The sequence below is a fragment of the Streptomyces malaysiensis subsp. samsunensis genome (assembly GCF_024519315.1).
Taxonomy (GTDB): domain Bacteria; phylum Actinomycetota; class Actinomycetes; order Streptomycetales; family Streptomycetaceae; genus Streptomyces; species Streptomyces malaysiensis.
On the sequence record NZ_JANIIC010000122.1, the window covers coordinates 1 to 15,404 of the forward strand.

The 15,404-nt window shown below is 74.2% G+C and carries 11 protein-coding genes and 1 pseudogene; 6 read left to right on the plus strand and 6 right to left on the minus strand.

Features of this window, described 5'->3' with window-relative positions; translation table 11 throughout:
* The 6 genes from NQU54_RS46745 to NQU54_RS46770 all read left to right on the plus strand — a co-directional run.
* Positions 1-5,353 (plus strand): type I polyketide synthase (locus NQU54_RS46745; protein WP_257636358.1); only part of this gene is annotated, 5,353 nt, incomplete at its 5' end.
* A gap of 161 nt (positions 5,354-5,514) precedes the next feature.
* Positions 5,515-6,393: an enoyl-CoA-hydratase DpgB gene (dpgB, locus tag NQU54_RS46750; protein ID WP_257636359.1), complete on the plus strand. Its 879-nt coding sequence runs from the start codon at positions 5,515-5,517 to the stop codon at positions 6,391-6,393.
* Positions 6,390-7,733: a (3,5-dihydroxyphenyl)acetyl-CoA 1,2-dioxygenase DpgC gene (gene dpgC / locus NQU54_RS46755; RefSeq protein ID WP_257636360.1), complete on the plus strand. Its 1,344-nt coding sequence runs from the start codon at positions 6,390-6,392 to the stop codon at positions 7,731-7,733. Before dpgB ends, dpgC begins: the two co-directional genes overlap by 4 nt.
* Positions 7,730-9,037, plus strand: a complete 1,308-nt coding sequence (locus NQU54_RS46760; RefSeq protein WP_257636361.1) for an aminotransferase-like domain-containing protein — start codon at positions 7,730-7,732, stop codon at positions 9,035-9,037. Before dpgC ends, NQU54_RS46760 begins: the two co-directional genes overlap by 4 nt.
* The gene (locus NQU54_RS46765; RefSeq protein ID WP_257636362.1) at positions 9,034-9,261 is read left to right on the plus strand and encodes a hypothetical protein; all 228 of its coding nucleotides are present in this window, start codon (positions 9,034-9,036) and stop codon (positions 9,259-9,261) included. The genes NQU54_RS46760 and NQU54_RS46765 overlap by 4 nt, the downstream gene beginning before the upstream one ends.
* Before the next feature lie 28 nt (positions 9,262-9,289).
* The gene (locus NQU54_RS46770; protein WP_257636363.1) at positions 9,290-10,438 is read left to right on the plus strand and encodes a glycine amidinotransferase; all 1,149 of its coding nucleotides are present in this window, start codon (positions 9,290-9,292) and stop codon (positions 10,436-10,438) included.
* Here the strand turns inward: NQU54_RS46770 and NQU54_RS46775 are convergent.
* From NQU54_RS46775 to NQU54_RS46800, 6 genes and pseudogenes are all read right to left on the minus strand, one after another.
* Complete coding sequence (locus tag NQU54_RS46775) at positions 10,426-11,424, minus strand: LnmK family bifunctional acyltransferase/decarboxylase (RefSeq protein WP_069868587.1); 999 nt, start codon at positions 11,422-11,424, stop codon at positions 10,426-10,428. The genes NQU54_RS46770 and NQU54_RS46775 overlap by 13 nt on opposite strands.
* Positions 11,425-11,467: 43 nt before the next feature.
* On the minus strand, positions 11,468-11,737 hold the full coding sequence (locus tag NQU54_RS46780) for an acyl carrier protein (RefSeq protein ID WP_372506426.1): 270 nt from the start codon (positions 11,735-11,737) through the stop codon (positions 11,468-11,470).
* A 45-nt stretch (positions 11,738-11,782) separates the two neighbouring features.
* Positions 11,783-12,814, minus strand: a pseudogene (gene dmpG / locus NQU54_RS46785) (4-hydroxy-2-oxovalerate aldolase); the annotation flags it as partial.
* Positions 12,811-13,758, minus strand: a complete 948-nt coding sequence (locus tag NQU54_RS46790; RefSeq protein ID WP_257636364.1) for an acetylating acetaldehyde dehydrogenase — start codon at positions 13,756-13,758, stop codon at positions 12,811-12,813. The gene NQU54_RS46790 and the pseudogene dmpG, both read right to left, overlap by 4 nt.
* A gap of 56 nt (positions 13,759-13,814) precedes the next feature.
* The gene (locus tag NQU54_RS46795; RefSeq protein ID WP_257636365.1) at positions 13,815-14,603 is read right to left on the minus strand and encodes a 2-keto-4-pentenoate hydratase; all 789 of its coding nucleotides are present in this window, start codon (positions 14,601-14,603) and stop codon (positions 13,815-13,817) included.
* A gap of 38 nt (positions 14,604-14,641) precedes the next feature.
* Positions 14,642-15,404: class I SAM-dependent methyltransferase (locus NQU54_RS46800; RefSeq protein ID WP_257636366.1), on the minus strand; the 763-nt coding region annotated here is incomplete at its 5' end.

Sequence of the window (15,404 nt, forward strand, 5' to 3'; positions counted from 1 at the left end):
CATCGACCTCACCCGCATCGCCCGCACCGGATTCCAGGAACTTTCCACCGAGGACGGCCTGGAACTGTTCGACCGCGCGACCGAGTCTCCCGAGAGCCTCCTCCTGGCCGCCCGCCTCGACCCCCGCGCCCTCGGCACGGCCGACCCGAACGCTCCTGTGCACCCCATGCTGCGCACCCTTGTCCGACGGCCCGTGGCCCCCCGCCGCCGAGCCCTCGCCGCACCGGAGGCCGCACCGGAGGCCGCACCGGAGGCCGGTCCGGACGCCGACGGGCCGACCGCGCTGCGGCGGCGACTGCTCGCCCAGCGGCCGGACGACCGCCGGAACACGGTGCTCGATCTCGTACGCACCCGGGTCTCGGCCGTCCTCGGCCACGACGACCTGGGCGCCGTCGCACCGGATCTGGCGTTCAAGGACCTCGGACTGGACTCCCTGACGGCCGTCGACCTCCGTAACCGCCTCAGCACCGCGACCGGACTGCGACTGCCCGCCACACTCGCGTTCGATCATCCGAGCAGCAGCGCCCTCGCCGGGCACCTTCTCACGGAGATCCTCGGCCCGGACGCTCTTGCGGCGCACGCCCTCGGGGCGGAAGGCGAGAGCCTCCCGGCCACCGCCGCCCCGGGGCCCGCCGACGCCACCGGCAGCCCCGACGACCACGACCTGATCGCCATCGTCGGCATGGCCTGCCGCTACCCCGGCGGCGTCACCACCCCCGAGGACCTGTGGCGGCTCGTCACCTCCGGCGGGGACGCGATCGGCGGACTGCCCACCGACCGTGGCTGGGACCTCGACGCTCTGCACGACCCCGACCCGGACGCACCTGGCCGGACCTATGTCCGCGAGGGCGGATTCCTCTATGACGCGGGCCGCTTCGACGCGGAGTTCTTCGGTGTCTCGCCCGTCGAGGCGCTGGCCATGGACCCGCAGCAGCGCCTGCTCCTGGAGACCAGCTGGGAAGCGGTCGAGCGGGCCGGGATCGTCCCGGCCGCGCTGCGCGGCAGCCGGACCGGTGTGTTCGTCGGCTCCCACTACCAGGAGTACGGCCCCCGCCTGCACGAGGCCGGCCAGGGCGCCGAGGGGCATCTGCTCACCGGCACCGCCGGCAGCGTCGTGTCCGGGCGGGTCGCCTACGTCCTCGGCCTCGAAGGGCCCGCGGTCACCGTGGACACCGCGTGCTCGTCCTCCCTCGTGGCCCTGCACATGGCCGTACGGTCGCTGCGCACCGGCGAGTGCGACCTCGCCCTGGCCGGAGGCGTCGCCGTGATGCCCGGACCCGGCGCGCTGATGGGCTTCAGCCGGCAGCGCGGCCTGGCCGCCGACGGACGCTGCAAGGCGTTCTCCGAGGACGCCGACGGCACCTCCCTGGCCGAAGGCGCGGGCGTCCTGCTGGTCGAGCGCCTGTCGGACGCCCGCCGCAACGGGCACCGCGTCCTGGGCGTCGTACGTGGTACGGCGACGAACCAGGACGGCGCCTCCAACGGGCTGTCGGCCCCGAACGGACCCGCTCAGCAGCGCGTCATCCGCGCCGCCCTCGCGGACGCCCGGCTCGGCCCCGCGGACGTGGACGCCGTGGAGGCGCACGGCACCGGGACCAGGCTCGGCGACCCGATCGAGGCCCAGGCCGTACTGGCGACGTACGGACAGGACCGCGGCAGCGCACGACAGCCGCTGTGGCTCGGCTCGATCAAGGCGAACATCGGGCACACCCAGGCCGCGGCCGGAGTGGCCGGCGTCATCAAGATGGTGCAGGCACTGGAACACGGCGTACTGCCCGCCTCACCGCACCTCCGCCGCCCCTCGGAGCACGTCGACTGGTCCAGTGGTGACGTCGCACTGCTGCGGGAGCCCGTGGCCTGGCCCGCGGCGGACCGGCCGCGGCGCGCCGGCGTCTCCTCGTTCGGCATCAGCGGCACCAACGCGCACGTCATCGTCGAAGAGGCTCCGCCCGAGGACGGGATGGTCGAAGAGGCCCCGCCCGAGGACGGGGCGGCCCCGGCGCCTTCGCCCTCCGTGTCCGGGACGACCGTGCCGTGGATCGTCTCCGCGCGGTCCGCGGACGCCCTGCGGGACCAGGCCCGCCGCCTGCTCACCCACCTGCGGCACGGGCGGCACGTGGTGCGCACAGGCGTGCCCGCCGACCCGGCGGACGTCGCGGCGGCCCTGGCGACCCAGCGGTCGGTGTTCGAGCACCGGGCCGCCGTGCTCGGCGAGCGGCAGGAGGACCTCACCACGGGGCTCGCCGCGCTGGCCGCCGGCCGGCCCGCGCCGCGCCTGGTGACCGGCACCGCCACCACCGGCAGGACGGCCGTGCTCTTCACCGGCCAGGGCAGTCAGCGCGTCGGCATGGGGCGCACGCTGCACGCGGCGTACCCCGTCTTCGCCGACGCCTTCGACGCGGCCTGCGCCCACTTCGACGCGCTTCTGCCCGGACGACCGGCCGTGCGTGACGTCGTGCTGGGCGAGCACGAGGGTGCGGAACGCGAGCTGTCCCGCACCCTGTACGCCCAGTGCGGGCTGTTCGCCGTGGAGACCGCGCTCTACCGGCTCGTCGAGTCCTGGGGCGTACGGCCCGACGCCGTGGCCGGGCACTCCATCGGTGAGGTCGTCGCCGCGCATGTCGCCGGTGTGCTCACGCTCCCCGACGCCTGCGCGCTCGTCGCGGCGCGCGGCCGGCTCATCCAGGAGCTGCCGGACGGCGGCGTCATGGTGGCCGTCCGGGCCGCCGAGGCCGATGTCCTGCCGCTGCTGGCCGGCCACCAGGGCGCGGTGGGCGTGGCCGCCGTCAACGGGCCCGAGGCCGTCGTCCTCTCGGGCACGCGCGACGCCGTCGAGAAGGTCGTCGCCGTACTGCGCGAACGCGGCGCCGAGACGAAGCGGCTCGATGTGTCGCACGCCTTCCACTCGCCGCTCATGGAACCCGTACTCACCGCGTTCCGGGACGAGGTGAGCCGACTGGCCTTCGCCGCGCCCGAACTGCTCGTGATGTCCCATCTGACCGGCGAGCCGCTGCCCGCGGACCGGCCGTGCGGTGCCGACCACTGGGTGCGGCACATACGGGAACCGGTCCGGTTCGCCGACGGTGTGACCGCGCTCGCCGCCCAGGGGGTCACCACCTTCCTGGAACTCGGCCCGGACGGAGTGTTGTCGGCCCTCGGCCAGGACTGCGCGCCCGACGCGGAGTTCCTGCCCTCGCTGCACGCGGACGCCGACGAGACGGCGTCCCTGACCGAGGCGCTCGCCCACCTGTTCGTGCGGGGCGCGGACGTCGACTGGTCCGCCGTCGCCCGCATACCCGGCCGTACGCCGCGCCCCGTACGCCTTCCGACGTACGCCTTCCAGCGCGCGGACTACTGGCTGCCCTCCACGGGTGTCGCCGCGCACCGCGACGACACCCCCGACGGCCGCCTACGGGACGCCGCGGCGCACGGTGACGACGCGGCACTCGCCGCCGAGCTGACTCTCGGCGACGCGGAGAGCACGGCCGCGCTGCTGCCGGTGCTCGCCGCCTACCGACGCCGCCGCCACGACGACGCGCTCGTCGACGGCTGGCGCTACCGCACCACATGGACACCGGTGGCCGTCCCGGCCGCCGAGCCGGCCGGCACCTGGCTCGTCGCCGTCCCCGAGCGGCTCGCCGCCGACCCCTGGGTCACCCGGGTCACCGAGGCGCTGTCCGCCGGAGGCGCGACTCCGGTGACCGTGCCCGTCACCCACCCCGGCGGCCTCGCCGGGGAACTCGGCGACGCGGTGGCCGGTGCCGGCCCCGTCTCCGGGGTGCTGTCCCTGCTCGCCCTCGCCGCGGGAACCGACCCCGAGCACGACGCGGTGCCCCAGGGCGTGGCACTCACCCTGGCGCTGTCGCGGGCCCTGGACGAGACCGGAGTGCGCGCCCCCGTGTGGCACGCGACCAGGTCCGCCGCCGCCGTCGGCGGCGGCGAACGGGTGCGCGGGCCCGAGCAGTTCGGCGTACGGGCCCTCGGACGTGTCGCCGTCCTGGAGACGCCCGAACGGTGGGCCGGCACCGTCGATCTGCCCGAGCACCTCGACGGCTGGGTGGGCGATCGGCTCGGCGCCGTCCTGGCGCAGGGCGTCGGGGAGAGCGAGATCGCCATCCGCGGCTGGGGAGTCTTCGCCCGCCGCGTCGTCCCGGCCACCGCCCTCGTCCCGGGTTCCGCGCCCGCCGCCCCCGCCGCCGGGCCGTGGCCGTCCACCGGCACCGTCCTGATCACCGGCGGCACAGGCGCCCTCGGCCGGCAGGTCGCCCTGCGGCTGGCCCGCGCCGGTGCCGGACACCTCCTGCTCGCCTCCCGGCGCGGCCCGGCCGCCGACGGGGCCGCCGCGCTGTGCGACGAACTCAAGGCCCTCGGCGCCCAAGTCTCCCTCGTCGCCTGCGACGTCGGCGACCGCGCCGCCGTCGCCGCCCTGCTGGACGGTATCCCGGCCGACCGGCCGCTGACCGCTGTGGTGCACACCGCGGGAGCCATCGACCACGGCGACCTCACGGAGATGACCACGGCACGGTTCCAGGCGGTGGCACGGGCCAGGTCGCAAGGCGCCCGGCATCTGCACGACCTCACCCGGGACCGCGACCTCACCGCCTTCGTGCTGTTCTCGTCCCTCACCGGCACCGTCGGCGCCGCCGGGCAGGCCAACTATGCGGTCGCCAACGCCCTGTTGGACGCCCTCGCCGAGGAACGGAGCGCCGCGGGACTGCCGGTGACCTGTGTGGCCTGGGGACCGTGGGCGGACGCCGGCATGGCGGACGCGGGCGGTGCGGGCGGCCGTACCGTCGGACACGGCGGTCTCACCCCGATGGAGCCCGATCTCGCCCTGCGGGCGCTGGAGCGTGCCGTGGCCGCCGGGGACAGCCGTGTCGCCGTCCTCGACGCCGACTGGCCGCGCTTCGCCGGACACCTCGCCGACGACCCCGGGGCCCGCCCCCTCGCCCGGCTCCTCGACGGTATCCCCGCTGTCCGCCAAGCGGCCACGGCCGCGGCGTCCCCGAGCCCGCACAGTCCGGAGGAGTTCGGGAAACAGCTCCAGGCCCTGCCCCCGGCAGAGCGCGAGGCGGAGCTGTTGCGCGTCGTGTGCACCCACGCCGCCGTCGTCCTCGGGCACGGCACCCCGGACGTCATCGCCCCCGGCCGTCGCTTCGTCGAGATGGGCTTCGACTCCCTCACCGCCACCCGGCTGCGCAACCGGCTTGCCGCCACCACCGGCCTCCAGGTCAGCGCCGCGACCGTCTTCGCCCACCCCACCCCGGACACCCTGGCCGCGCATCTGCTCGGCCTGTACGACGCCCCGCGCCCCCGGGAGCGCCCACGGCTGCGCCCCCGCGGCCGGGACTGACAGTGCGCCGAACGAGGGCGGACATGTCGTCAGTACCGGTTCGCGGCGGCCGAGGACCGCCCGCCCCGGGCCCTCGTCGTGGGCACCGCGTGCCGACTCGGGCCTCTCCCGTAACTGCGGCGAGCACTGGTGCCGTGCACGACGCCCTCATGGAGCATCACATGTACACCCAACCGGGCTTCTCGGCGCTGCTCATCAAGGACCTCGGCATCGAGCCGTCCCGCCGGCGGCTGGACATGGGGCCGGGGTCGACCATCGACGGCCCTGGTGGGCTGGTGACGGAAGGGATCGCTGCCGACATGAAGACGAAGCCTGACCGGACCGGGCTGCCCGACGGGCTGGGCGTCTCCGCCCGGCTGGACGGCGGCAGTCCGCTACCCGAGCTGACCGCGATGGTGAACGCGGTGTGCCAGGAGGTGGAGGACCTGCGCGCGCGGACGGTTGTCGTCCTGTGGTTCCCGCCCGCCCCGGCCCAGCCGCGCGAGTGGCCCGGCGAGGTCTCCATCCAGGAGGTCAACCGATGGGAACGCGCGGTCCGCCGGCTGGAACGCCTCGACGTCGTCAACATCGCCGTCGCCGAGGGCACCTGCGGCGGGCCGGTCCTCGATCTGCTGCTCGCCGCGGACTTCCGTATCGGCACCCCCGATCTGACCCTCATGCTGCCGATCAACGACGGTCACTTCTGGCCAGGCATGTCGCTCTACCGCCTCGTGCACCACATCGGCCTCGCCCGGGCTCGCCGCCTCGTGCTGTGGGGCACCGACATCCCGGCGGCCGAGGCCACCGACCTCGGCATCATCGACCAGGTCAGCGGCGACCTGACGGAGGCCGTGCACGCCGCCGCCGTGCTGCGCGGCCGGCTGTCCGACCACGAGACCCGAATCCGGCGGCGCCTCCTGGAGGAAGCCGCGTCCGCCGAGTACGACGACGCGCTGGGCGCCCATCTCGCCGCCTGCGACCGCGAGTTGCGGCGGCTGCGCACCGCGGAGGGGTCGGCCGCGGACGGGCCGACCGCGCCGGAAGCGGAGGCCGCCGGATGACCGCCGTCCCCCTCGTCCTCGAAGGCGACCTCGGGCTGGACACCGTCCTCCTCACCACGTACATCCAGGAAGGAGAGGAGCGGCTGGCCGCGCTGCCGCCCGCACCCGACCGCACCCCGGCCGACCGGAACCGGGCCGCCGCCGTCCACGCGGCCGCCCGCCGGGCCCGCCGGGCCTTCCTCGCCCGCCACACCGAGACGGTCTACGGATTGCTCACCGACGGGCTGACCCGCTCCGTCCGGCTGCCGGACCTCGTGTACCAGGCCGCCGACCGCTTCCCCGGCCTGGTGCCGACGCGTGACCAGATGGCCGCCGAACGGGCGCTCGTCCAGGCCCACAAGGAAGGCCGCGAGATCGATCAGGGACTGTTCTGCGGCGCCGTGCTGCGCTCGCCCACCGCCGGCCGGCACCTCGTCGAGACGATGCTGCGGCCCACCCCGCGTGCCCTCGCTCTCCTCGACGCCTTCCGCGCCGACGGCCGGGCCGAGCTGGACACGGTGCTCGTGACACGCCGCGGCACGGCGGCGCATGTGGAGTTCCGCAACACCGGGCGGCTCAACGCCGAGGACGAGCGGCTGATCGGCGATCTCGACACGGCCGTGGACCTGGCACTCCTCGACGACGCGGTCACGGTCGGCGTCCTGCGCGGCGGCACCGTCGACCACCCCAAGTACCAGGGGCGGCGCGTCTTCAGCGCGGGCATCGACCTCACCGACCTGCGCGACGGGCGGATCCCGTTCGTCGAGTTCCTCCTCGGCCGTGAACTCGGCTACCTCCACAAGATCCTGCGGGGCCTGCTGACCGACCCGGAGCCCGGCGGGTGGACCGAGCGGGCCACGAGCAAACCGTGGATCGGCGCCGTCGACACCTTCGCCATCGGCGGCGGAATGCAGCTCCTCCTCGTCCTCGACCATGTCATCGCCGGGCAGAACGCCTACGTCAGCCTGCCCGCCGCCGAGGAGGGCATCGTGCCCGGCCTCGGCAACCTCCGGCTCACCCGGCACACCGGGGCCCGCCTCGCCCGCCAGGTGGTGCTCGGCGGGCGGCGCATAGCGGCGACCGACCCCGAGGCCCGGCTCGTCTGCGACGAGATCGTCCCCGCGCACGGCGTGGACGAGGCGGTCGACCGGGCCGTACGGACCCTGTCCGCGCCCGCCGTCGCCGCCAACCGGCACATGCTCACCGTCGCCGAGGAACCCCTCGACCTGTTCCGCGCCTACCTCGCCGAGTTCGCCGTCGCCCAGGCGGAACGCGCCTACGCCCCGGACGTCCTGGCCAAGGTCGAGCGCAGGTGGCGGGAGCGGGAGCGGCGGCGCGCGGTGGAGAGGAGCGGATCATGACCGCCACGCCCGACCTGTACGTGCGGGACCTGCACGGTTCGCTCCAGGACCCGGTCCTCGGCTCCATCGGTTTCCTCAACGAGGTGATGGGCCGGTACCCCGACGCCATCTCCTTCGCGCCCGGCGCCCCGCACCCGGAGTTCGTGCGGGACCTGGACACCCGTGTGCTGGCCGACCGGTTCGTCGCCCACCTCGTCGCCGACCGTGGCCTGGACCCGGCCCGCGCGGAGCGCGTCCTCTACGAGTACGGGCCCGCGCAGGGGCTGATCAACGGCCTGGTCGCCCAGGCACTCAGCGGTGACCAGGGCATCCACGCCGACCCCCGCGAGATCATCATCACCGTCGGTGCCCAGGAGGCGCTGCTGCTGACGCTCCGCGCCCTGTTCCGCCACCCCGGCGACGGTGACGTCCTCGCGGTCGTCGACCCCTGCTACGTCGGCATCACCGGCGCCGCCCGGCTGCTCGACATCCCCGTGGTGCCCATCCGGGAGGGGGCTGCCGGACTCGACATCGACGACCTCGCCGCCCGGTGCGGCGAGGCCCGACGGGAAGGCCGCCGGGTCCGCGCCTGCTACGTCGCCCCCGACTTCGCCAACCCCGGCGGCGCTCGTATGCCCCTCGGCCCGCGACACCGGCTGCTCGACCTGGCGGCCCGCGAGGACCTGCTGCTCATCGAGGACAACGCGTACGGCTTCACCGCGCCCGAGGACGACACCCTGCCCGGCCTCAAGGCCCTCGACACCCGGCGCCGCGTCATCCACGTCGGCACCTTCGCCAAGGTGGGCTTCCCCGGTGCCCGCGTCGGCTACGCGGTCGCCGACCAGCGCGTCGGGCACCCGGACGGGGAGCGGCTGCTGGCCGAGGAGCTGGCCGACCTCAAGACGATGGTCACCGTCAACACCGCACCGCTGGCCCAGGCGGTCGTCGGCGGCCTGCTGCTGGACCACGGGCGCTCCCTGACCGCGCTCGCCCGCCGCAAGGCGGAGCGCTACCGGCGCAACCTCGACTGCCTGCTCGACGCCTTGGACCGGCACTTGGCCGACGGCCTGCCGCCCGGCATCGCCTGGCACCGGCCCGCCGGCGGATTCTTCGTCCGTGTCGACCTTCCGGTCCCCGCCGACATCAACCTGCTGGAGGTGTCCGCCGCCGAGTACGGCGTGCTGTGGACGCCGATGAGCCAGTTCTCCCTCACCGGTCGCGGCGACCGGCAACTCCGGCTGTCGTGCAGCTATCTGGACCCCGACCGGATCGAGACGGGCGTCCGGCGGCTCGCGACCTTTCTCCGGAAGGAGGCGGTGGCATGAAGGGTGGAACAACCCACACCTCGGCACCCCACCTCACGGAGCGGTCCGGGCCCTTCGAGCCGCCGGCCGGGAACGTCGGGTCCGGCGGCCGGCTGCCACCCGCCGGGGACTCCGACAGCGCGTCGCCGCCCGCCGTCGACCGTGACCGAGAACGGTTCCCCGACGCCCCCGACCGCCGCGACACGACCGTTCGCGGAGTCCACCGCCCGCCCGTCACCTGGTGACGGCCACCGACCCGAAAGGCCCCCGCCGATGCGCCTGAACAGCTACGATGACTTCACCCCGCTGAAGGAGGTCGTCCTCGGCTCCGCGGACGGCTACCGCGACCGCGTCCGTGACATGTCCTTCGACATGTTCATCAGCGACAACCTCTCCGGCGCCCGCGGCTACTACCCCTCCCTCTCCACCTGGCGGGACAGCGAGGAGCGCCGTGAGCGCAACTCCCCGCACCGGCTGGCGATGAAGGAGCGATTCCTCGGCGAACTCGTCGAGGACGTCGAGGGCCTCGCCGCCCAGCTGACCGCGCTCGGGGTCACCGTGCACCGCCCCCGGCAGCCCGACCCCGGCCTCACCCGGGTCGCCACCCCTGCCTTCGAAGCCACCGTCACGCCGCCGCTCAACGTCCGCGACAACACCCTCGTCCTCGGTGACGAGATCATCGAGACCCCGCCCATGCTGCGCGACCGCTACTTCGAGACGCAGTTCCTCAAGCCGGTCTTCCAGGACTACTTCCGGCAGGGCGCCCGCTGGACGACCATGCCGCGCCCCATGATGACCGACCACTCCTTCGACCCGGCCAACGTGGCCCATGCCGCCCCGAACATCGAAGTCCCCCTCGATCCCCGGGACTCGCCCTACGACGTCGGCCTGGAACTCATGATCGACGGTGCCAACTGCCTGCGCCTGGGCCGCGACTTGATCGTCAACGTATCCAACGCCAACCACGCGCTGGCCCACGACTGGCTGGAACGCCACCTCGACGGGCGGTTCCGTGTGCACCGCATGGACCGGCTCACCCAGAGCCACATCGACAGCGTCGTCGTCCCGCTGCGCCCCGGCACCCTGCTGCTGCGTGACCCGGGCGTCGTCGACTACCTGCCGAAGGCCCTGCGCGGCTGGGACACCATCGTGCCGCCGCCGCCCGGCATCGACGACTATCCGCAGTACGAGAACGGCGACCCGATCCCGGCCAGCCCGTACATCGACCTGAACGTGCTCTCCGTGGACGAGCGCACCGTCCTGGTCAACGACGCCTGCAAGACGCTCATCGCCACCCTGGAGCGGCACGGCTTCGACACCGTCCCGGTCCGGCACCGGCACCGGCGGATCTTCGGCGGCGGTTTCCACTGCTTCACCCTGGACACCGTGCGCACCGGCGGCGCCGAGGACTACCTCGCCTGACCGTCCCCCGCGGCGTCGCCGTCCGGGCCGGTCTCGATGGACGCCACCGCCAGCAGCCGCCCGGAGGCCGCGTCCCGCAGTGCCATGTCGGCGATCTCCGCGCCGGGCCGCTCGGACCCGGCGCCGCGCCAGCGCCGCACCTCGATCCGGAGCACGGTACCGGGGTCCGCGTTGCCGAAGAAGCCGATCCGCTCGTCCACCACGCGACGGCGGAGGAACTGCTCGTCGGACCGGCCCAGCGAGCGCCACGACCGCAACAGGGCGGTGTCGAAGATGGCGAAGTAGGCGGCGAAGTACACCAGGCCGGCGCCGTTCAGGTCCCGGACGGTGTCGAGTTCGTAACCGCAGCTGAAGCCGGGGCCCGCCGGAGCGAAGCCGGGCGGGGGAACGGCGTGGAAGGTACCGGCCTCCCGGGCCCGGCCGACGGGGGAGCGCGGTGAGTGGGCGTTCGGCAGCCGGGGCAGATGCCGGTGGGCGAAGCCTGGCGGGGCCGTCCGCGCGAGGCTCTCGTTGCTGCCGGGGCGGGAGCGGGCGATCCAGCGGTTGAAGTTCTCCGCGTAGAGGCAGTCCGGATGGGGCCGCTCGTACACCTCCGCGGGGTCCAGCGGCCCGTCGGGCAGGTCGAGTCCGGCCGGGGCCAGCCGGTGCAGGGTGACGGCGGACTGACCGCCGTACTGGAACACGCGGGAGTCGACCCGCAGTTCGTCGCCGAAGGTGAGGCCGTGCGGGTGCAGGGTGCGGCCGCCGCGCACCCGGTAGTAGTAGAACGACAGATAGGCGGGACGGCCGTCGGCGGTGCGCGCGGCGTGCACGTTCGTGCCGCAGGCCGCGGCGACCGCCTCCCAGGTCCAGTCGCCGATCTGTCCGAACACCAGCGAACCGGCGCCGCACATGCCGGGCGAGACGAGGACCTCGCGGCGCAGCGAACTCGCGTCGGGCCGATGGATCCGCTGCCCCGGCACGGCCTGATGGGTCAGCTCGCTCATGTCCCGGTCACCGCCTCGGCGGTGCGGCGGGGCCGGGGCAGCGTCATGAGGCGCCCGGGGCCGGGGCGGCGGCGGTGGCGCCCGGGGCGGCCGCGCGCCGCTCGGCCACCAGGTCGGCGATGTCCGCGACGGTGTCGGCCTCCAGCAGCTCGTAGTCGTGGATCTCCACGCCGTACCGGTCGCTGAGCAGCGTCGCCAGCTCCACCGCCGCGAGCGAGTCCAGGCCGACCTGTTCCCGGCCGGCCGTCGGAACGACGTCCTCGGCCCGCATCTGAAGGTCGTCGACCAGGATGCCCTTGAGTTCCTCGTACACCTGTGACCTTCTTTCTCGTCCCGTTCCTCGTCCCGCTCCGGCGGGCCTCTCCTTCAGGGCGAAGGCGACGTCCACGATCAGGTCCTCCTGGCCGGCCACGGCTTGCCGCCGGCCGAGTTCGAAGAACACGTCGCGCGGATCGACGCCCTGCCGCCCGGAGACGTCGAGGACCCGGTTCTTGAACCCGGAGAACACCCCGGTCAGGCCGCTGACGACGCCCACCGAGTCGATGGTCGGCGGCTTCGGCATCAGCTCGCGCTCCGCGATGTCCGCCGCGTCGAGCAGCCGGTAGACGTCGATGCCGGTACGCCAGCCCATCCGTTCCAGGACCGGGACCAGCACCTCCAGCTGAGTGTTGCCGGCCCCGGCGCCGAAGCCGCGGGCGCAGGCGTCCAGGATGTCCGCGCCCGCCTCGGCCGCGGCCACCGAGTTGGCGACCGCCATACCCAGGTTGTTGTGGCCGTGGAACATCACCGGTACGTCCACCGCGGCCCGCATCGCCGCGATCCGGGCGCTCACGTCCGCCGGGAGGTAGTGGCCCGCGGAGTCCAGGATGCCGACGCCCTGCGCGCCGTATCCCACCAGCCGGGCGCACTGGTCGGCCAGTTGTGCGGGCGAGGCCATATGGCTCATCAGCAGCACGCCGTGCGCCTCGACGCCCGCCTCGCGCAGCAGGCCGAGGTGGCGCTCGGCGAGGTCGGCCTCGGTGCAGTGGGTGCCGATGCGCACCACATCCGCGCCGTGCGCCATCGCGCGCCGCAGGTCGCGCATGGTGCCCCAGCCGGGCAGCATGAACACGCCCATCCGGCTGTTGGAGAGGGCCTCGCGGACCACCGACAGCATCTCGTCGTCGCTCAGCCGTGCCCGCCCCGCTTGCAGGGACGAGGCGCCCAGGCCGTTGCCGTGCCCGACCTCGACCACCGGAACGCCCGCCGCGTCGGCCGCTTCGGCGTATCCGCGCAACTGTGCCGTGGTGAGCTGGTGGCGTACGGCGTGGTGGCCGTCGCGCAGCGTCGGGTCGTGCACGAGGACGTGCCCGCGGGTGGTGTCGTCCGTGCCGGTGGTCTGCTGGCTCATGACGTCTCCGTACCGCCGGTGGGAACGGCGAGGGTGGTGTGGCCGGGCTTTGGGGGCGGGGCGTCGGCCGGGCTGGGCCCGGAGGCGTCCGCGATCACCTCCGCGACCTGGAGCGCGGCGGAGTTGATGAGGTCGAGATTGCCCCCGTAGCGCGGAATGCGGTCGCCGCCGGCGGCGACCTCGACGGCGACGAAGGCCCGTTCGCCCTCCGCGACGCACGCCGTGACCTCGAACCCGGCGGCGTACGCCCGTACTCGGCCGGCCGCCTCCTCGGCGGCGGCGCGCACCGACTCGGGGTTGAGGTCCTGGCCCACCATCGACATCGCGACCCGGAACGTCGCGGGGGGCCGGGCGGGACTGATGTTGAGGATCGCCTTGACGTCCTTCACACCGGTGAAGTCACGGACGGCGTCCTGTGTGGTCTCCACGTACTCGTCGAGGTTGAGCCGGGTGCCCCGGCCCACGCTCCGGCTCGCCGCGGTGGTCACCACCTCCACGTGGTCCACCCGGTGCCGGCGGGTGATGCCGTGCAGCAGCGGGATCGACGCCTGGCCGCCGCAGCTGACCATGTTGATGTCGCGGTGTCCGACCGCCTCGGCGCCGTTCACCGTCGGCACCACCATGCGCCCGACCTGGCTCGGCGTCAGGTCGATGAGCGTCGTGCCGAACGGGCCGAGCAGCGCGGCGTGTTCGGCGTGCGCCATGGCGTTGGTCGCGTCGAACACCACGTCGAAGGGTTCGTCGGCCGCCAGCAGCGAGCCGATGCCGTCGGTCGCCGTGGGCAGGCCCATCGCCCTCGCCTGCCGCAGACCCGGGGTGTCCGCGGCACGCGCCACGACGAGCCGGCAGTCCAGTGCGCGCGAGCGCGCCACCTTCGCCGCCAGGTCGATCCCGATGAGCCCGGCACCCAGCACGGCCACGGACAGTCGTCCGTTTCGTTTCATGGCTGTATCGCCTTTCCCGTCGCCCGTTCTCGCCTCGGCGAGAGCGCGCGTCGCTTCTACGCGCCGTCCACGTGCAGGGTGACGGTGCCCAGCCGGTCGAACTCCGCGGTGAAGGTGTCGCCGGGCCGCATCGGGACCGCCGCGTGCAACGCGCCCGTCATGATCAACTGGTCCCGTTCCAGGGCCACTCCGCGCTCGCCGAGGGTGTTGGCCAGCCAGGCCACGACGGCGTACGGGTCGCCGAGCGCCGCGGCTCCCGCCCCGGTGGCGATCAGCTCGCCGCCGCGCCGGAAGACCATGCCGGTCAGCCGCAGGTCGGCGCCCGCGGGTGGCGCGAGCGGGCGGCCCAGGACGACCGCGCCGTTCGACGCGAGGTCGGCGATGGTGTCGGCGAGCCGGATACGCCAGTCCTCGATCCGCGAGTCGACGATCTCCAGGCCCGCCGACACCTCCGCGACGCTCTCGCGCGCCTGCTCCACCGTGACGCCCGGGCCCTTCAGCGGCGCGCCGAGCCGGAAGACGATCTCCGCCTCCACCTTCGGCGCGATGAACGCCCCGAACGGCACATGCGCCCCGTCCGCGTACACGGTGGACGCCAGCACGGGCCCGTAGTCCGGGGTGCCGACGCCGAACATCTCCTGCATCGGCGCGGACGTCAGCCCCGCCTTGTAGCCGACGACGCGGTCGCCGTCGGCGAGCAGCAGCCGGACCAGCTCCTGCTGTACGGCGTAGCCGTCGTCCATGCCCAGGGAAGGGTCGCTGTCGGTGAACGGCGGCACGGGGACGCGCCGGGCCCGCGCCTCGTAGAGGGCGCGTGCCCGGGGCGCGGTGTCCTGGTCCGGCATCGCCAAGCGGCTCCTGTCCGACGGCGGCCCGGCCGGCGTCATCCGGCGGCCTGGAAGACGCGGCTGCCGGGCATCCGTAGCGGGGTGCTCGATACGTCGGTGAACCCGGCGCGGCGGAACGCCTCGTGCCACACCTCCGTGGGTGGCAGGTTCACCTCCATCGACGAGGCGTGCAGATAGCTGAACAGCGCGCTGAAGGCCCGCTCCCGCGGGTCCGGCACGTACGGCACCGCGTCCGTCACGATCATGCGGCCGCCCTCCGCCAGCGACTCCCGGCAGGCGCGCAGCACCGCGTCGAGGACATCGGGCCTGGCCACCACGTCGTGCAGGACGAATCCGGCGTGCACCACGTCCGCGCCCCGCACCGGCGCCGGGTCCTCGGCGATCGACTCGATGGAGCGGTGCACCACGTCCAGCCGGTCGGCCACACCGGCCCGCCGTGCGGCCCGCAGGGCCTCGTCGCAGGCGGCGGCGCTGAGGTCGAGGGCGAGACCGGTGCTGTCGGGCAGGTCGCGCAGCAGCCGGATGAGCAGCCCGCCCGCGCCCGCCCCGAGGTCGACGACGCGGCGTGGCGCACCCGAGGTGATCTCCTGGATCACGCCCGGGTAGAAGCCCCGCGAACCGATCCACCGTGAGGACACCGCGACCTTCCGCCCGTCCCGCGCGTACTTCTTGCCCGCCGTCTCCGGATCCCGCAGGAACAGCGCCGCGTGGTCGATGTAGGGGCGGTTGGCGTTGAGCGCCCAGGACAGATAGCCGGCCCGGTAGCGGCGGTCGGCCAGATCGGCGACGGGCGGGGGT

Coding starts and splice junctions, on each gene's coding strand:
- dpgB (WP_257636359.1), top strand. CDS start 5,515: ATGTACACCCAACCGGGCTTCTCGGCGCTGCTCATCAAGGACCTCGGC.
- dpgC (WP_257636360.1), top strand. CDS start 6,390: ATGACCGCCGTCCCCCTCGTCCTCGAAGGCGACCTCGGGCTGGACACC.
- NQU54_RS46760 (WP_257636361.1), top strand. CDS start 7,730: ATGACCGCCACGCCCGACCTGTACGTGCGGGACCTGCACGGTTCGCTC.
- NQU54_RS46765 (WP_257636362.1), top strand. CDS start 9,034: ATGAAGGGTGGAACAACCCACACCTCGGCACCCCACCTCACGGAGCGG.
- NQU54_RS46770 (WP_257636363.1), top strand. CDS start 9,290: ATGCGCCTGAACAGCTACGATGACTTCACCCCGCTGAAGGAGGTCGTC.
- NQU54_RS46775 (WP_069868587.1), bottom strand. CDS start 11,424: ATGAGCGAGCTGACCCATCAGGCCGTGCCGGGGCAGCGGATCCATCGG.
- NQU54_RS46790 (WP_257636364.1), bottom strand. CDS start 13,758: ATGAAACGAAACGGACGACTGTCCGTGGCCGTGCTGGGTGCCGGGCTC.
- NQU54_RS46795 (WP_257636365.1), bottom strand. CDS start 14,603: ATGCCGGACCAGGACACCGCGCCCCGGGCACGCGCCCTCTACGAGGCG.